We start from the raw sequence: 16,234 nt of genomic DNA, 5'->3' as shown, positions 1-16,234 counted from the left end.
CGGCCGTGGACGCCTCGGTCACCGCCTTCTGCGGATGAGGATGACGGCCAGTACGGCGAGCGCCGCCGCGACGAGAACTCCCGCCGCCCGCTTGGCGACCGGGATGCCCGCCGTACGCAGAAGATCGATCGGCTCGGCCTCGTGGGTCCCGGCGCCCGCGACCATCGCGGCCTGTTCGCCGTCGCTCCCGTCGTCGTCGCTCCCGGTGTCGGCGGTCTCGGCGTCGTCGCTCCGCACGGCGTCCGCGGCTTCGGGCGCAGCCGGTTCCGGTCCGGCCAACTGCTGCGCCAGGCAGTCCGCGAAGCGGCCGATGAGCTTGTTGCCCACCTCGGCCATGACCCCGCGGCCGAACTGCGCCGGGCGGCCGGTGATGGTCAGATCGGTCACGACGACGACCGCCGTCTCTCCGTCGCGATCGGCCAGCGTTCCGGTCACGGTGGCACGCGCCGTGCCCTGGCCCCGGACTTCCTTGCCCTTGGCGGCCAGGACGATCCGGTGCGCCGACTCGTCCCTCTCCTGGAACGTGGCGGTGCCCCGGTAGGTCACGGTGATCGGGCCCACCCGCACCTTCACTGAGCCTTCGACGGTCTCGCCGTCGAAGCCCTCGACGGTGGCACCCGGCATGCAGGGCGCGACCCGCTCGATGTCGAGGAGCACCTGCCACGCCTCGTCGACCGGGACAGGGACGGTGAACGAGTTCTGCAGGTCCATGGTCTCCCTCCTCCCTCACACCGGCTTCAGATGCGGATGGTGGATCGCTCCGGCCGTGTCGGCGAGTGGGGTACCGCTGCCGCCCCAGCGCAGCGCCACGATTTCCGCCGCGATCGACACGGCCACTTCCTCGGGCGTACGGGCGCCGAGATCGAGGCCGATGGGCGAGCGCAGCCGCGCCAGCTCCGCCTCGTCCAGTCCCTTCTCCCGCAGCCGCGCGAGACGGTCCTCGTGCGTGCGGCGGCTGCCCATGACCCCGATGTAGGCGGCCGGGGAGCGCAGCGCGACTTCGAGCAGCGGGACATCGAACTTCGGGTCGTGGGTGAGCACGCACATCACGGTCCGATCGTCCACCTCGGTGGCTCGCAGATACCGGTGGGGCCAGTCGACCACCACCTCTGCCTCGTCCGGGAACCGGCGGGGGTCGGCGAAGACCGGGCGCGCGTCGCACACGGTGACCCGGTAGCCGAGGAACGCGCCGATCCGGGCGACCGCGGCGGCGAAGTCGATCGCGCCGAAGACCAGCATCCGCGGTGGCGGGGCGAAGGACTGGAGGAACACGGTGACGTCGTCCTCGCGCCGCTCGCCGTGCGGGCCGTAGTGCCGCAGGCCGGTCGCGCCTTGCGCCAGTTCCCCGCGCGCGTCGGCGGTGACGGCCGCGTCCAGGCCCTCCGATCCGAGGGAGCCGGACACCTTCTCAGGCCACACGGCGAGCGTGGCGCCGCGCGTCGCGGGACCGTCGATCACGGTCGCTGCCACCACCGGACGGTGCTCGGCGACCGATGCCGCGACCTCACCGAACGAGGCGTCGGCTTCCGGCGATACGGAACGTACGAGGAGGGTGATCTCCCCACCGCAGGTGAGGCCGACGGCGAACGCGTCCTCGTCGCTGTAGCCGAAGGTCTGCAGCCGTGCCTCACCGCTCTCCACGACCTCCTGGGCCAGTTCGAAGACCGCGCCCTCCACGCAGCCGCCGGAGACGCTGCCCACGACCGCGTCGTCCGGGCCCACCGCCATCGCCGCACCGGGGCCGCGTGGCGCACTGCGGCTCACGGCGACAACGGTGGCGAGCCCGAAGGGCGTTCCGGACGCGTACCAACGGCTGAGGACAGGGAGAATCTCACGCATCGCTCGCACCTCTCACCACTGCCGCCAGCCGCTCCAGGGCGCCCAGGCTGTGTCCTTCGACGAACGCGTCCACGCTGGGCAGCGCCGCCGCCATCCCGGCCGCGAGCGGCGCGTATCCGGGGTGTGCCTTGCGCGGGTTGGCCCACACCACCCGGTGTGCAAGGCGGTGCAGCCGCCGCATCTGGGCCGCGAGCAGCTCCGGATCGCCGCGCTCCCATCCGTCGGAGAGCACCACGACCACCGCTCCGCGGGCCAGGCCGCGCTGCCCCCACCGGTCGAGGAAGGCGCGGAGCATCTCGCCGAGCCGGGTGCCTCCGCTCCAGTCGGGCACCGCCGACGCGACGGCGGCCAGGGCCGCGTCGGGATCGCGGTGCGCCATCTCACGGGTCACGCGGGTCAGCCGGGTGCCGATGGTGAACACCTCGGTCTGCGTACGGGTGGTGGGCGACCCGTGCGCGGCGGCGTGCGCGAAGCGCAGCAGGGCGCTCGCGTAGGGGTCCATCGAACCGCTCACGTCAAGGAGCAGTACGACCCGGCGGGGCTTGGTGGCGGGAGTGCGGTACCGCAGCCGGGCCGGTTCCCCGCCGCGGTGCAGCAGCTCACGTACGGTGCGTCGCGGATCGACGTCGCCGCGCCGGGCGGGACGCAGACGTGCGGTGCGGCGCGGCTCACCGCTCAGCGCGAACGCCGCGAGCAGCCGCCGCAGTTGGGCGCGTTCGGCCACCGACAACTCGGCCATGTCCCGGTGGCGCAGGACCTCTGCGGAGCTCGCCAGGGCGGCGGCGGGCCGCGCCGCGCCGTCCTCTTCGTCGGCTCCGGGAGTCATGGCGGCCTCGGCGGCCACCGGACGCAGCACGAGCTTGGGGTCCGGGGCCCGGCGTGCCCGGCGTCCGGGGGGCGGCTTCTGCGCGAAGTACGCGGCGAAGACACGGTCGTACCGTTCGAGGTCGTCCTGGCTGCCGCAGAGGGTGAGCCGGCCCGCCCAGTAGACGTCGGAGCGCCGCTCTGATCCGAGGAGTTCGAGAGCTGCCAGGAAACTCTGCACCCGGTCGGGTCCTGCCGCGACTCCGGCCGCGCGCAGGGCCCGGGCGAATCCGACGAGGACCGCGGTGGGGTCGGCCTGCGGTGCTGTGGGCATGGGGTTTCGTGGCACGGTGCTCACGCTCCCCGCGCCGCGAGAATCGCGGACAGGTCAAGGGACCGGGCCCGTTCGGCGTCCTCTCGGTATTTCAGCACCGAGCCGAGCGTGGCGACGGCCAGCTCGGCGTCGAGCTCGGTCGCGCCGAGTGCGTCGAGCGCCTCGGCCCAGTCGATGGTCTCGGCGACCCCGGGCGGCTTGAGCAACTCCTGTGTACGCAGGGTCTGTACGACCGCGGTGACCTGCGCGGCGAGCCGTTCGGTCACCTGGGGCTGGCGTCTGCGGACGATCGCAAGTTCACGTTCGAAACCCGGGTGCTCGAACCAGTGGTACAGGCAGCGTCGTTTCAGGGCGTCGTGGACCTCGCGCGTGCGGTTGGAGGTGAGGACCACCACGGGCGGCGACGAGGCCCGCAGAGTGCCCAGTTCGGGAACGGTGACCGTGTACTCCGACAGCAGCTCGAGCAGGAACGCCTCGAACTCGTCGTCGGCCCGGTCGACTTCGTCGACGAGCAGGACCGACGGCTGCGTCTCCAGCGCCTGCAGAAGCGGCCGGGCGATGAGGAACCGCCTGCTGTACAGCTCGCTCTCCAGCCGGCCGGCATCGCCGACTCCGGCGGCTTCGGCAGCCCGCAGGTGCAGCAGCTGACGCGGAAAGTCCCAGTCGTACAGGGCCTGGGACGCGTCGATGCCCTCGTAGCACTGCAGACGGATCAGGGGTGCGTCGAGGACTTGCGCGAGGGCGGAGGCGAGCGCGGTCTTGCCCGTGCCCGCGTCGCCCTCGCAGAAGATCGGCCGGTGCAGCTTCAGAGCCAGGAAGCAGGCGATGGCGAGACCGTCGTCGACGAGATAGCCGGTCTTCTCCAGTCTCGCGCGCAGCTCGTCGGGCCCGGCCGTCACACTGTCACTCCATCCCGGCCGCAGCCAGCACAGCCCGCCGGGTGAGCACCCGCGCCAGGTGTTCGCGGTACTCGGGCGACGCCGAGAGGTCGGACGCCGGACGGGTTCCGTCCGCCGCCGATTCGGCTGCCCGGGCCACAGCGGCCGGGTCGGCCTCCGCGCCGGCGAGCGCCTCCTCGGTGGCGCTCGCGCGCAGGGGGGTCGCGCCCATGTTGGTCAGCGCGACCCGGGACTCGACGAGGTGGCCGTCGTCGCGCCGCACCATCGCTGCCACACCGACGATCGCCCAGGCCTGCGCGACCTGGCTGAACTTCTCGTAGTGGTAGCCCCAGTTGTCGCTCTTGGGCACCCGGACCTCCACCAGCAGCTCGTCGGGCCGCAGCGCGGTCTGCAGATAGTCGGTGAAGAATTCGCGTGCCGGGATGGTGCGCCGGCCCTGCGGCCCCATGGCGACCATCTCGCCGTCGAGCGCGAGCAGCACCGCGGGCAGGTCCCCCGCCGGGTCGGCGTGAGAGAGCGAGCCGCCGATGGTGCCTCGGTGGCGTACGGACGGGTCGGCGACGGTCTCGGTCGCCGCGGCCAGCAGCCCTGCGTGGCTGCGTACCAGCGGGTCGTGGATGACGTCGTGGTGTGTCGTCATGGCCCCGATCACGAGAGTGCCGGGCTCTTCGCGGACACCGCGCAGTTCAGGGATGCGGCCGACGTCGACCAGCAGTTCGGGGAAGGCGAGCCGCAGCCGCAGGATGGGGATCAGGCTCTGGCCGCCGGCCAGGACCTTCGCCTCCTCGCCGCCGTCCGCGAGAACGCGTACTGCTTCGTCGATCGTCTGCGGCCGTGCGTAGTCGAATGCCGCGGGAATCATGCTGTTCCCTCCTCGGCCCGGGCGGCCGTGACGGCCTGCCAGATCCGCTGGGGTGTGCACGGCATGGCCACGTCGCTCACGCCCATCGGCCGCAGTGCGTCGACGACCGCGTTGACCACGGCCGGTGTGGATGCGATCGTCCCGGTCTCGCCGACGCCCTTGACGCCGAGCGCGTTGGAGGTCGCCGGGGTCTCGGTGCGGTCGGTGACGAAGTCGGGCAGGTCGACCGCTGAGGGCACCAGATAGTCCGCCATGGTGCCGGAGAGCAGGTTGCCCTCGGTGTCGTACACCGCCTCCTCGTAGAGCGCCTGGGCAATTCCCTGCGCCACACCACCGTGGATCTGCCCCTGGACGATCATGGGGTTGATGACCTTGCCGACGTCGTCGACGCAGACGTAACTGCGGATCCGGGCACGGCCGGTCTCGGTGTCGACCTCGATGGCGCACAGGTGGGTGCCGAAGGGGAACGAGAAGGTGTCCGGGTCGACCAGGTGCTCGGCGTTGATCGTCGGCTCCATGCCGTCGGGCAGGTCGTGGGAGGAGAACGCCGCGAAGGCCACCTCCTGGATGGTCTTCGTCGCCTCCGGCGATCCCTTCACCGAGAAGACCCCGCCGGAGAACTCCAGGTCGCCCTCGCTCGCCTCCAGCAGATGCGCGGCGACCTTGCGGGCCTTGGCCACGACCTTCTGCGCGGCATGGTGGACGGCGAGTCCGCCCACCACCAGCGAGCGGGAGCCGTACGTGTCCATGCCTTGCGGAACCGCCTTGGTGTCGCCGTGCACCACCTCGATGTCGTCGAAGGGCACACCGAGGACGTCCGCCGCGATCTGGCTCCAGCAGGTGGCGTGCCCCTGCCCGTGGGGGCTGGTGCCGGTGGCCACCTCGACCGTGCCGGTGGGCAGCATGCGGATGGTGGCGGCCTCCCAGCCGCCCGCGACGTAGCGCAGATCGCGCAGGATCCGGCTCGGGGCCAGTCCGCACATCTCGGTGTACGTCGAGATGCCGATGCCGAGCCGCACCGGGTCGTTGTTGTCGTTCCGCGCGCGCTGTTCGGCCCGCAGGTCGTCGTAGCCGAAGAGCGCCATCGCGCGGTCGGTGGCCGCTTCGTAGTTGCCGCTGTCGTAGGTGAGCCCCGCGACGGTGGTGTACGGGAACTCCTCGTGGCCGATCCAGTTGCGGCGGCGCAGCTCCATCGGGTCGATGTCCAGTTCCGCGGCCAGTTCGTCCATGGTCCGCTCGATCGCGAACGTCGCCTCCGGACGGCCGGCGCCGCGGTAGGCGTCGGTGGGCGTCTTGGTGGTGAAGACGCCTGTGCAGTTGAACGTGTACGCGTTCATCTTGTAGATCCCCGGGTACATGAACGCGCCCAGGAGCGGGGTGCCGGGGGTGATCAGCATCAGATAGGCGCCCATGTCGGCGAGCAGGTCGACCCGCATGCCGAGCACCTTGCCCTCACGGGTCGCCGCGATCTCGATGTCCTGGATCTGGCCGCGGCCGTGATGGGTGGCCTGGTAGCCCTCCGACCGGGATTCGGTCCACTTGACGGGCCGGCCGAGCCGCCTGGCCACGGCGAGGGCGACTGCTTCCTCGCCGTACACCTGGAGCTTGGATCCGAAGCCTCCGCCGACGTCCGGGGCGATCACCCGCAGCTTGTGCTCGGGGATGCCGGTGACCATCGACAGCGTCACCCGGGCCACGTGAGGGACCTGCGTCGATGAGTACAGGGTGTATTCGTTGGACGCCGTGGGCGGAGTGGCGACGACGGCCCTCGGCTCCATGGCGTTGGGGATGAGGCGCTGCTGGGTGTAGCGGCGGCGGACCACGAGGTCGGCCCGGGCCTTCTCCGCTTCGTAGTCGCCCGTGGCGAGCGGCCAGGTGTAGCAGCGGTTGGTGCCCTTGCCGGAGTGGACGAGCGGGGTGCCGTCGGCCAGCGCGGCCTCGAGGTCGAGCACAGGAGGCAGAGGTGTGTAGTCGACTTCTACGGCTTCCAGCGCATCGGCCGCGGCGTAGCGGTCTCGGGCGATCACGATGGCCACCGGGTCTCCGGCGTACCGGACCTCGTCGACGGCGATCGGGGGGTGGTCGGGCATGACGATGTCTTCCGTCACCGGCCACACACAGGGCATCGAGCCCAGTTCGTCCGCCAGGTCCCGGCCGCTGAACGCGGCGATCACTCCTGGCCGTTGGAGCGCGGGCGAGACGTCGACGCGGTCGATCGTGGCGTGGGCCATGGGGCTGCGCAGGATCGCCATGTGCATCAGGCCCGGGACGGCGATGTTGTCGGTCCAGGTGGTCCGGCCGGTGACCAGCCGGGCGTCTTCCTTGCGGGTCCGCGAGCGACCGACCTCGGCGCTGAGCTGCTCGGTGGTCATACCGGCGCCTCCTACCGGGCCGCGGCCGGGGCCTTGGATGTGACGGGGGCGGTCTCCGTCAGGGCTCCCGGTGCGGGAGCGCGGCGGCGCCGCTCCTCGGCAGCCGCCGCGAGGACTGCACGCACGATGTTCTGGTAGCCGGTGCACCGGCAGAGATTGCCCTCGAGACCGTGGCGGATCTCGTCCGGGGTGGGGTCCGGGTTCTCCTTGAGCAGGTCCCGGGCGGCCATGATCATGCCGGGCGTGCAGTAGCCGCATTGCAGAGCGTGCTGCTGATGGAACGCCGTCTGGAGCGGATCCCATTCGGCGCCGGAGGCCAGCCCCTGAATGGTCGTCACCTCACAGCCGTCGGCCTGGACGGCCAGTACCGAGCAGCTCTTGACGCTGTCGCCGTCCAGCTCGACCGTGCAGGTCCCGCAGTTGGTGGTGTCGCATCCGACGGGGGTACCGGTGAGGCCGAGGTTGTCGCGCAGGTAGTGGACGAGGAGGAGGCGGGGTTCCACCTCGTCCTCGTAGGCCGTGCCGTCAACCGTCAGCGAGATATGGGTCATATGCCCTCCCAGAGACGCGGGCAGGGGGTATCTGCCGTTCTGCTCTGATACACGCAACTCTAGGACTGCGCACTGGAGCGCGCGAGCCCTCGGGGACGGCCGCCGCATACCGGGCGCGGGCGGGCATTACGCCGTGGGCGGACCCTCTTCCATCCGCGAGAGGGCTGAGTAATCTGAATTACATGATTACAAAGGAGCAGGAACAGGCACTGCGCGGCTGGTTCGCCGGGCGGCTGCCGGAAGGACTCTTCGTCGAGCTCCTGGACGTGACGGCGGACCGTGAGGAGATCACGGTCGTCGGACGGATCCCGGAGCCCGACCTCGGCGCGGACGCGTCACAGGTCGAACGTGAGGCCTCGCTGGACGGGCGCATCTCGGAGTTCCGCGAACGCACCCGCGACGAGCGCATCGGGGTCGCGCGCGAGGCCGAGAAGCGGTTCGGCCGCAAGGTCTCGTGGGGTGTGCAGTGCGGCGACACACGGGCCATGTACACCACCGTCTCGGCACCCGTGATGACGCGACTGCGCCAGCCCGAGCGCCAGACCCTCGACACCCTGATCGCCGGCGGCGTCGCCCGGAGCCGCAGCGATGCCCTGGCCTGGTGCGTGCGCCTGGTGCAGAAGAACGCGGACACGTGGCTGAGCGACCTGCGCGACTCGCTCCAGCACGTCGAGCAGGTACGGGCGCAGGGGCCGGACTCCGAGTAGGGGACGCCGGTTCTGTCTTTGCTGTCTTGGCAAGACTGTTTGTCAAGGACGGAAGTGCGGGAGCAGTGTCGTCGGTGAGACGGAGGTACTGCGAATGACCGCACAAAGCAAAGAACGGCGCTATGACGTCGTGGTCGTCGGTGGCGGGGCCGCGGGGCTCAGCGGGGCGCTGACCCTGGCGCGGGCCCGGCGCTCGGTGCTCGTGATCGACGCCGGGCGGCCGCGCAATGCGCCCGCGGGGCACGTGCACGGGTATCTGGCGCGGGAAGGGATGGCACCGGCGGAGCTGCTGGCCACGGGCCGGGCGGAGGTGACCGGTTACGGCGGCGAGATCGAGGCGGGCGCCGTCGTGGCGGCCGAGCGGCTGGAGGCCGGGGGCTTTCGCGTCGTACTCGACGACGGGTCCGCTGCCGTGGCGGACCGGCTACTGGTGACCACCGGGCTGGTCGACGAACTCCCCGAGGTCCCGGGCGTGGCAGAGCAGTGGGGGCGCGGGGTGCTGCACTGCCCGTACTGCCACGGCTGGGAGGTGCGCGACCAGGCGATCGGCATCCTCGGCACCGGTCCCCTGGCCGTCCACCAGGCCCTGCTGTGGCGGCAGTGGAGCAAGGACGTGACCCTCTTCCTGCACACCGCGCCCGAGCGCGGCGACGACGAGTACGAGCAACTCGCCGCCCGGGACATCGCCGTGGTGGACGGAGAGGTGACGGCGCTGGAGGTGACCGGCGACCGGCTCAGCGGTGTCACGCTGGCCGACGGCCGGGTGATCCCCTGCCAGGCGCTCGCCGTCGCCCCGCGCTTCACGGCCCGCGCCGACATCCTCACCGGCCTCGGCCTCGAGCCGGCCGAGCAGGAGTGGAACGGACACGTCATCGGCAGTTACATCGCCGCCGACCCCACCGGAGCGACGGAGGTACCCGGGGTGTGGGTGGCGGGCAATGTCGCCAACCTGACCGAGCAGGTCATCGGCGCAGCCGCCGCGGGTGTGCGCGCAGCCGCGGCGATCAACGCGGATCTGATGGCCGAGGAGACCCGCCGGGCGGTGGCCGCGCGCCACGTTCCGTCCCTTCCTCAGGCGTAGGGCCCCAAGTCGACTACATGGCCCGGCGGTTGCGCCTCCTCCGCACCCGGAGGAATCACCCGCAGCGTCCGCTCGGTCCAGGCCGCGACGGCACGGGCGGGAGCCTGGATCAGGGCGTGCTCCGTGGGTGCGGACAGCAGCAGGTAGACGAAGTTCATGGTGCGCGGTGTCCTGCCCGGCCACACCTTCACATCGCCCTGACCGGTGGGATGGAAGACCCCTTCGATCAGCAGGTCGCGGGCGAAGCACCATTCGACGGGCACGTCGCTGTCGGTGTGGAACGAGAGATGGACGGCGTACGGATCGTCGGTGCGGTAGACCAGCCGGGTCGGCACGGGGACCGTTCGCCCGGCCTCCAGTACGAGTTGGCAGACCAGTTCGCGCTCGACCGTCGTCTGCGTTCGGTCCCTCAGCCGGCGTCCTCGCTGCAGCACGGACGTCTCCTCACCCCTGCGTGTGTTCTATCGACGGAAAGTGAACGAAGCACCGCTCGGCGTGGGTAGGGTCCGTGACTCATGAGTTCGCTTAAGCCGCTTAAACCCGCTGAAGGGGCGACCAGGGCCGCATGACCCAAGGGAACGAACATCTGAGACTGGCGGTCACCGAAGCCGGTTGCTCCTACGCCGAACTGGCCCGGGATGTCAGGGCAGTTGCGGCCGAGAGCGGCGTGACCCAGCTGCGTACCAACTCGTCCGCCGTCGCGCACTGGATCGCCGGTACGCAGCCCCACGCCACCGCGGCCCGCTTCCTGGCCGAGACGTTGTCCCGGAAGCTGGGGCGGCTGGTCACACCCGAGCAACTCGGCCTCATACGCATACCGGAGACGGACGGTCAGTCCCTCGGGCTCGACATGGCGCAGGACCCGGTCGACGCCCTCACCCGGCTCGGACGGGCCGACATCGAACGCCGCACGGCGATCAGCTCGTCCGCCTACTCCGTCCCGGCCGCCGCAACGCCTCTGACAGCCCGCCCGCATGCCCACCCCGCCGTCAGGACGTCCGGCATCGCGGGCGAGAGAGAGATACAGGCGGTGCGGGAAATGACCACCCTGTTCACGGCCATCGACGAACGGCACGGTGGCCAGCACGGCCGCTCCGCCGTCGTGCAGTATCTGGTCTCCGACGTGGCCACCCTGTGCCGCAGCCGCTTTCGCACCGGGGCGCAGAAACAGCAGATGCTCTCGGCCGGCGCATGCGTGGCCTACCTGGCCGGCTGGAAGGCGTACGACGCGGGCGAGGCGGGTCTGGCGCAGCGCTACTACCTGCAGGCCTTCAAACTGACCCGGGAGGCCGGCCAGGATCTGCACACGGCGTTCATCCTGCGGGTCCTGGCTCATCACGGTCTGGAGACCGGGCGCGGCGAGCACACCCTCGACCTCATCGACGCGGCGCTGCGGCTGGCGAAGGGCCGCACCGACCCGGCCACCGAGTCGCTGTATGTCGTCACGCGCGCCCGGGCCCTCGCCATGGCCGGCCGGAGCCGCGAAGCCGTCGCCGAAGCCGCCCGTGCGGCGCGCCTGGTGGACGGCGCCGACGAGAGCGAGATGCCGTTCTGGGCCGCGCTGTGGGGGTCGGCCGGTGCCTGTGTCGGCAACCACATCGGCAAGGCCGCGGAGTTGCTCGGCGACTACGACATCGCCGAACGGCATTTCTCCCGGGCCATCTGGAGCGCCTCCGGCTCCACCTACCAGCGCATCACCGCGCTGAGCCTCGCGCACGCGGGCACGATGCAGTGCAGGCAAGGGCATGTGGAGCGGGCCTGCGCGACCTGGAGCAGGGCCCTGGAGCTCATGGACGGTGTCCGTTCCGCGCGCGTCACGCGGGCCGCGCGGACCATGCGCCGGGATCTGGCGCCCTTCACACGCCGGGGATCCCAGACCGCGGTGGAATTCGACGAACGTGCCCGACTGTGGCTGGCAGGAGAACACGCATGACGCAAGCGAGCGACCAGAAGGTCCAGGACGCAGCGCCGAGCGGACGGCCCTCGATGGCGCGCGTCGCCGCGGCCGGTTCGGTCGGCACCGTCATCGAGTACTACGACTTCTTCATCTACGGGAGCGCCGCAGCCCTCGTCTTCGGGCCGGTCTTCTTCCCGAACTTCTCGAGCACCGCCGGCACCCTGGCGGCATTTGCCACCTTCGCGACCGGTTTCATCGCCCGCCCCGTGGGCTCCTTGCTCTTCGGACACATCGGCGACCGGCACGGGCGCCGCACGGTCCTCCTGATTTCCGTTCTCGCCACCGGACTTGCGACCGTCTCCATCGGACTCCTGCCGGGGTACGGAAGCCTCGGTGTGGCCGCGCCGCTCCTGCTGACTCTCCTGCGCATCGTCCAGGGTCTCGGCGTGGGCGGTGAGTGGAGCGCGGCCGTACTCCTCGCCTCCGAGCACGCCCCACCCGGGCGGCGCGGACTGTGGGCGGGATTCCCGCAGACCGGACCCACCGTCGGATTCGTACTCGCCAACGGCATCATGCTGGCGATGACGGCGACGCTCACCAACGAGCAGTTCCGTACCTGGGGTTGGCGCATCCCCTTCCTGTGCGCGGGCGTGCTGACATTCGCCGGATACATCCTGCGCTCGAAGGTCGACGAGACGCCGACGTTTCTCGACCTCACCGCTCGCCGCACTCTGGTGCGCGCGCCGCTCGCCCGGCTGATGCACCACCACTGGCGGCGCGTGCTGCTGGTTGCCGGTGCCGTCACGGCCGCGTACGCCGTCAACTACGCGGCCACGACCTGGGCGCTGTCGCAGGCCACCGTACGACTGGGCGTGGACCCGACCGTCATGCTGTTCTGCCTGATGGGGGCGATGGCGGTGATGGGGCTTGCCACCCCGCTGGTCGCCGTCCTCGGCGACCGGTACGGGCGGCGCAGGCTCAGCCTGCTGGGGTGCGGGGCGATGGCGCTGGGCATCGTGCCGTATCTGGCGATGCTGCAGACCGGGCGGGTCGGGATGATCCTCGCCGGAACATCGATGATCCTGCTCGCCGTGATCACGATGCTCGGAGTACAGGGCGCCTACATTCCCGAGCTGTTCGAGCCGCAACTGCGCTGCACGGGCACCGCCTTCGCCTACAACATCGGCGCCGTGCTGGGAGGTGCCCTGACCCCGCTGGTCGCGACCCGGCTCTCCACCACGGCGGACGGACTGCCCTGGGGAGTCGCCGCCTACCTGCTGGCGCTGTGCGCGGTGAGCGTGGCCTGCTTCGTTCTGCTGCCCGACACATCGCAGGAGTCCGCGGCTCAGGGGACCACGGCCGGAGACGTACCCGATTTCACGGTTAGTCGTGGTGTGTCGCTCCCGTCCGCCGGGACCGACCAGAGATCGGCGCCGAAGTCGCCGGGCAGGGCGTAGAGGAGAGTACGGCTGTCGAGCCACAGGGCCTCGTCGTCGACGCTTCGGTGCTCGGCGAGCCCAGTCTCCCGGGCGGTGCGCAGGTCCAGGACGTACAGCCGCCAAGGCGTGTCGGCCGGAGCGCCCGGGACGCGTTTCTTGAAGGCGATGCGGGTGCCGTCCGGGGAGAGCGAGGGGCATTCGACGTTCTCGCGCAGGGTGCGCAGGGTGCGCCGGGCGAGGTCGCCTTCGACGAGATACGTATGGCCGCCGGTGGCGAGGGTCGCGTAGAAACGGTTGTCGTCGGCCGCGAAGGTGACTCCCCAGAAGTTGTGGTCGGCGGCCCGGTGGCGGTGGCCGTCCTTGAGGACGGTGAACTTCTCGAGGTCGGGCTGGAGGCTGCCGGTGCGGGTGTCGTAGATGGCGGTGCGGGTCGAGAAGGCTCCGCCCGCGTACGAGTCTCCGCTGACGAAGACCGTCCATGCCGCGAGTCGTCCGCTCGGCGACACGCGGGCACGTGTGGGTATTCCGGACACCTGGAACGTACGGACGGGCCGTAACTCCGCGTCCAGAAGCACGGCTTCGTGGCGGGGCACGACACCGCCGGTGGTGCGCAGGCAGATGGCGGTGCCTGCGGCCGCATGGAAGCGCAGGCAGTCCCGGGGTGCGGAGGTGCGGGGCGTGGAGGTGCGTGGCCCTGCCGTGGTGGTCAGCGGGACGGACGAGACATGGTCGCGCTGCGGACCCCAGGCGAGGTTCCGGAACAGCAGTCGCCCTGACTGATGGAGCGTCACCACACCGCTGTGGGCGGCTGGTTCGCCGGGCCTTGCACGGTCTCGTTCGGATGCGCGGTCGGCTGCTCGCACGATCGCGATGCCCGCAAGAGCGGCCAGGAGCACAGTGGCGAGAAGCAGGACGAGCAGCCTTGGCCGTACGTTCATACGCGACTCCGTCGGTGGAAGGCGGCGACCGCCGTCAGGACGACGGCCAGACCGGCGGCGGCTGCGGTCAGCGCGCCGTCGGGCCCGAAGTACATCCAGCCCGCGCCGAAGAGCAGCGATCCCCCGAAGCGGGCGAAGGCCCCAGCCGTCTGCACCACTGCCAGGCCGCTCGCCTTCAGATGCGGGGGCAGCAGCGGACCCGCCGCGGCCATCAGCACGCCGTCGGTGGCCGCGTAGAAGGCTCCGAGCAGTACGAGGACACACCCGGCGGCGATCGGACCGCCGCCCCATGGCCCGATCAGCAGCACATACGACGTGAGCAGCGCGCCGTGCCCGGCCAGGAAGACCAGCGGGCGGCCGATCCGGTCGGCCAGCCGTCCCAAGGGCACGGCCAGCAGCAGGAACCCGGCGGCGGCGCCGACGGGCAGCAAGGGGAAGTACGGGGCGGGCAGATCGAGGCGGCGCTGAAGCAGCAGGTAGAGGAACGAGTCGCTGACCGTGACCACACCGAGCAGTGCGGCCAGCAGACACAGCCGCGGCAGGCCGGGCATGCGGACGAGGGCGCGCAGTTCACCGCGCCGGTGTTTCTGTCGCCCGGCCCGCTCGGACTTTCCTGCGGAGGGGTCCCGTACGAACAGCGCGAGCAGCAGCAGTCCGAGTGCGGCGGTGCAGAAGCTCACCACGAACACGGCGTCATACCCGTCTCGTGCCGCCCACAGCACAGCGAAGGCGGCGAGCGGACCGATCAGCGCGCCCGCGGTGTCCATCGCCCGGTGCACTCCGAACGCCCGGCCCTGCTCCTCGGGGGAGCAGGACAGGGAGATCAGCGCGTCACGCGGGGCGGTACGCAGTCCCTTGCCGGTGCGGTCGGCGGCGAGGACGGCGCCGATCGCCCACGGTGTCGTGGCGGCGAGCAGAGCGAGTTTGCACCCCGCGGACAGGGCGTAGCCCACACCAGCGACGAGTTTGCGGCGCTGAGCGCGGTCCGCGAGGTGGCCTCCGGCCAGTCGGGACAGGACGGTCGCCCCTTGATAGAGGCCGTCGAGTGCTCCGAAGGCCAGCGGGGACAGGCCGAGGCCGACGACGAGATAGAGCGGCAGTACAGCGGTGACCATCTCGGCCGAGACATCGGTCAGCAGGCTGACCCCGCCGAGGGCGATGACATTTCCCGCGACCGCTCGGCGGACCCCGGTGGTCCGCGGCGGGCGGGTGCGGCGTACGCCCGCCGTGGTGTCGGCGGTCCGGCCGGCCGACAAATACACAGATCCGTCCTTCCTGTCGCAGGCGTGTGCCCGTCAGAACCAGTTGACGGTGAGGGGGAAGGTGGCGGTCGCGGTGGCTGCGCCGGTGTCGGTGGCTGTGGTCTGGAGGGTGCCGGTCTGCCAGGGCTTGCCGGTGATCCGGCCGGTGGATGTGTCGATGGAGAGGCCGAAGGGCAGCCCGGTCGCGCTGTAGGTGAGCGGGGCCTTGCCGCCGGTTGCGGTGATCTGGATGGTGCAGTTCTGGTTGAACTTGCAGCTCTGCGCACCGGGGTTGGCCATCTTCAGGTCCCCGCCCGGCGGCGGAGTCGTGCCGTCGCCGAAGACCTCGGTGACGGGCGTGGCACTTGCTGCGTTCCCGGCGTGGGTGGTGCCGAAGAGATCCTCGAACGTGCGCAACAGGCTGTAGTGGTTGTACGCGCTGCTGTACTTGCCCTGCTTGACCTTGGCTCCGGAGAAGACCGTGGCGATCGTGTTGGAGCCGAGGTAGTTGTCCTCGTCCCAGGTGAGCACCAGCAGACTGTTGTTGGCCTTGGCCCACTGCGCGTAGGCGTCGAGATTGTTCTTGACCCAGGTGTCTCCGGAGGCGACCGGGCAGGAGTGCATGTCGTTGCACTGGTTCGGCACGACGAACGACAGGTGCGGCAGCTGCGCGAAGTCGCCCTTGGGGAACTGCGCCCAGGTCTTCCCGCTGTTGAGCGGCACGTTCTTGAAGGCGAACCAGGGGTTGTGCTTCTGCGCGTACTGACCGTTGGTGCAGGCGGTGGATCCCTCGCTCGGCAGATCCTCGTTGTACGTGGTGAAGGTCTTGCCCGCCGCGACCAGTTCCTGTCCGAGGTTGGCCGCGCTCATCGACTGGGGCGTGTAGCAGCCGTCTCCCGTGATGCCCTGGGTCGCGCCGGAGAAGAGGTTGAAGTAGTTCGGCTGGCTGGGGTGGGTGAGCGCCTTCATCGCGGTCAGGCTCGCGCCCGCGTTTGCAAGCTGGTTGATGTAGGGCGCGTTGGCGCTGCCGATGATCTCGCCGTACTGCTTGTTCTCGAAGACGACGACCACGACATGGTCGTAGCTGGGGAGCGCGGCGGGTGTCTGGGGGGCGGCGGCGCCCGAGTCGGCCGCGCCGAAGGTGACGACCAGACAGAGCGTGCTGAAGATCGCGGCCGCCGTGGCCCTCCACCTCCTGCCGCGCGTGCCGCTGTCGGCCTCCGGTTTTCGCGCGGCCGGCGTCCGGTGCAGTAACCCTCTTGGTTTCATG

Annotated in this window: 15 protein-coding genes; 4 read left to right on the top strand and 11 right to left on the bottom strand. The window is 70.7% G+C overall.

Features of this window, described 5'->3' with window-relative positions; genetic code table 11:
- Window positions 1-18: 18 nt before the first annotated feature.
- Genes ABZS64_RS20220 through ABZS64_RS20190 form a run of 7 tightly spaced genes read right to left on the bottom strand, consistent with a single transcriptional unit; the run spans window position 19 to window position 7,661 of the window.
- Window positions 19-711, bottom strand: coding sequence for an SRPBCC family protein (locus tag ABZS64_RS20220; protein WP_355831116.1), 693 nt, complete (start codon window positions 709-711; stop codon window positions 19-21).
- A 15-nt stretch (window positions 712-726) separates the two neighbouring features.
- Window positions 727-1,839, bottom strand: a complete 1,113-nt coding sequence (locus ABZS64_RS20215; protein ID WP_355831113.1) for an XdhC/CoxI family protein — start codon at window positions 1,837-1,839, stop codon at window positions 727-729.
- Window positions 1,832-2,977 carry a VWA domain-containing protein gene (locus ABZS64_RS20210; RefSeq protein ID WP_355831110.1) on the bottom strand — a complete coding sequence of 382 codons (1,146 nt, stop codon included), beginning with the start codon at window positions 2,975-2,977 and terminating at the stop codon, window positions 1,832-1,834. The genes ABZS64_RS20215 and ABZS64_RS20210 overlap by 8 nt, the downstream gene beginning before the upstream one ends.
- Window positions 2,978-2,997: 20 nt before the next feature.
- The gene (locus tag ABZS64_RS20205) at window positions 2,998-3,909 is read right to left on the bottom strand and encodes a MoxR family ATPase (RefSeq protein ID WP_355831336.1); all 912 of its coding nucleotides are present in this window, start codon (window positions 3,907-3,909) and stop codon (window positions 2,998-3,000) included.
- Entirely contained in the window at window positions 3,881-4,738 is an 858-nt protein-coding gene (locus ABZS64_RS20200) for a xanthine dehydrogenase family protein subunit M (protein WP_355831107.1), read from the bottom strand. Before ABZS64_RS20200 ends, ABZS64_RS20205 begins: the two co-directional genes overlap by 29 nt.
- Window positions 4,735-7,110 carry a molybdopterin cofactor-binding domain-containing protein gene (locus ABZS64_RS20195; RefSeq protein WP_355831104.1) on the bottom strand — a complete coding sequence of 792 codons (2,376 nt, stop codon included), beginning with the start codon at window positions 7,108-7,110 and terminating at the stop codon, window positions 4,735-4,737. Before ABZS64_RS20195 ends, ABZS64_RS20200 begins: the two co-directional genes overlap by 4 nt.
- An 11-nt stretch (window positions 7,111-7,121) precedes the next feature.
- Window positions 7,122-7,661 carry a (2Fe-2S)-binding protein gene (locus ABZS64_RS20190; RefSeq protein WP_355831101.1) on the bottom strand — a complete coding sequence of 180 codons (540 nt, stop codon included), beginning with the start codon at window positions 7,659-7,661 and terminating at the stop codon, window positions 7,122-7,124.
- A 182-nt stretch (window positions 7,662-7,843) separates the two neighbouring features.
- Between ABZS64_RS20190 and ABZS64_RS20185 the strand changes: the two genes are divergently transcribed.
- Together ABZS64_RS20185 and ABZS64_RS20180 are read left to right on the top strand one after the other, a co-directional pair.
- Window positions 7,844-8,368, top strand: a complete 525-nt coding sequence (locus ABZS64_RS20185) for a hypothetical protein (protein ID WP_355831099.1) — start codon at window positions 7,844-7,846, stop codon at window positions 8,366-8,368.
- Window positions 8,369-8,462: 94 nt separating this feature from the next.
- The gene (locus tag ABZS64_RS20180; RefSeq protein ID WP_355831096.1) at window positions 8,463-9,449 is read left to right on the top strand and encodes an NAD(P)/FAD-dependent oxidoreductase; all 987 of its coding nucleotides are present in this window, start codon (window positions 8,463-8,465) and stop codon (window positions 9,447-9,449) included.
- On the opposite strand, the gene ABZS64_RS20175 is transcribed toward ABZS64_RS20180, so the two are convergent.
- Complete coding sequence (locus tag ABZS64_RS20175) at window positions 9,440-9,883, bottom strand: SsgA family sporulation/cell division regulator (protein WP_355831093.1); 444 nt, start codon at window positions 9,881-9,883, stop codon at window positions 9,440-9,442. The two genes, ABZS64_RS20180 and ABZS64_RS20175, sit on opposite strands and share 10 nt — an antisense overlap.
- A 131-nt stretch (window positions 9,884-10,014) precedes the next feature.
- On the opposite strand from ABZS64_RS20175, the gene ABZS64_RS20170 reads away from it, so the two are divergent.
- On the top strand, window positions 10,015-11,382 hold the full coding sequence (locus ABZS64_RS20170; RefSeq protein ID WP_355831091.1) for a hypothetical protein: 1,368 nt from the start codon (window positions 10,015-10,017) through the stop codon (window positions 11,380-11,382).
- 53 nt (window positions 11,383-11,435) lie between these two features.
- Window positions 11,436-12,803, top strand: a complete 1,368-nt coding sequence (locus ABZS64_RS20165) for an MFS transporter (RefSeq protein ID WP_355831333.1) — start codon at window positions 11,436-11,438, stop codon at window positions 12,801-12,803.
- Here the strand turns inward: ABZS64_RS20165 and ABZS64_RS20160 are convergent.
- From ABZS64_RS20160 to ABZS64_RS20150, 3 genes are read right to left on the bottom strand one after another with little or no spacing between them, the layout of a single operon-like run.
- Window positions 12,692-13,723, bottom strand: a complete 1,032-nt coding sequence (locus ABZS64_RS20160) for a TolB-like translocation protein (protein WP_355831088.1) — start codon at window positions 13,721-13,723, stop codon at window positions 12,692-12,694. The genes ABZS64_RS20165 and ABZS64_RS20160 overlap by 112 nt on opposite strands.
- Window positions 13,720-14,985 (bottom strand): MFS transporter, encoded by a 1,266-nt coding sequence (locus ABZS64_RS20155; protein WP_355831086.1) that lies wholly within the window; start codon window positions 14,983-14,985, stop codon window positions 13,720-13,722. Before ABZS64_RS20155 ends, ABZS64_RS20160 begins: the two co-directional genes overlap by 4 nt.
- Before the next feature lie 33 nt (window positions 14,986-15,018).
- Complete coding sequence (locus ABZS64_RS20150) at window positions 15,019-16,233, bottom strand: alkaline phosphatase family protein (RefSeq protein WP_355831083.1); 1,215 nt, start codon at window positions 16,231-16,233, stop codon at window positions 15,019-15,021.
- Window position 16,234 lies beyond the last annotated feature (1 nt).

It is taken from the genome of Streptomyces sp. NPDC005408 (assembly GCF_040606445.1).
Lineage (GTDB): Bacteria > Actinomycetota > Actinomycetes > Streptomycetales > Streptomycetaceae > Streptomyces.
This window is presented reverse-complemented; position numbering and strand designations above follow the sequence as displayed.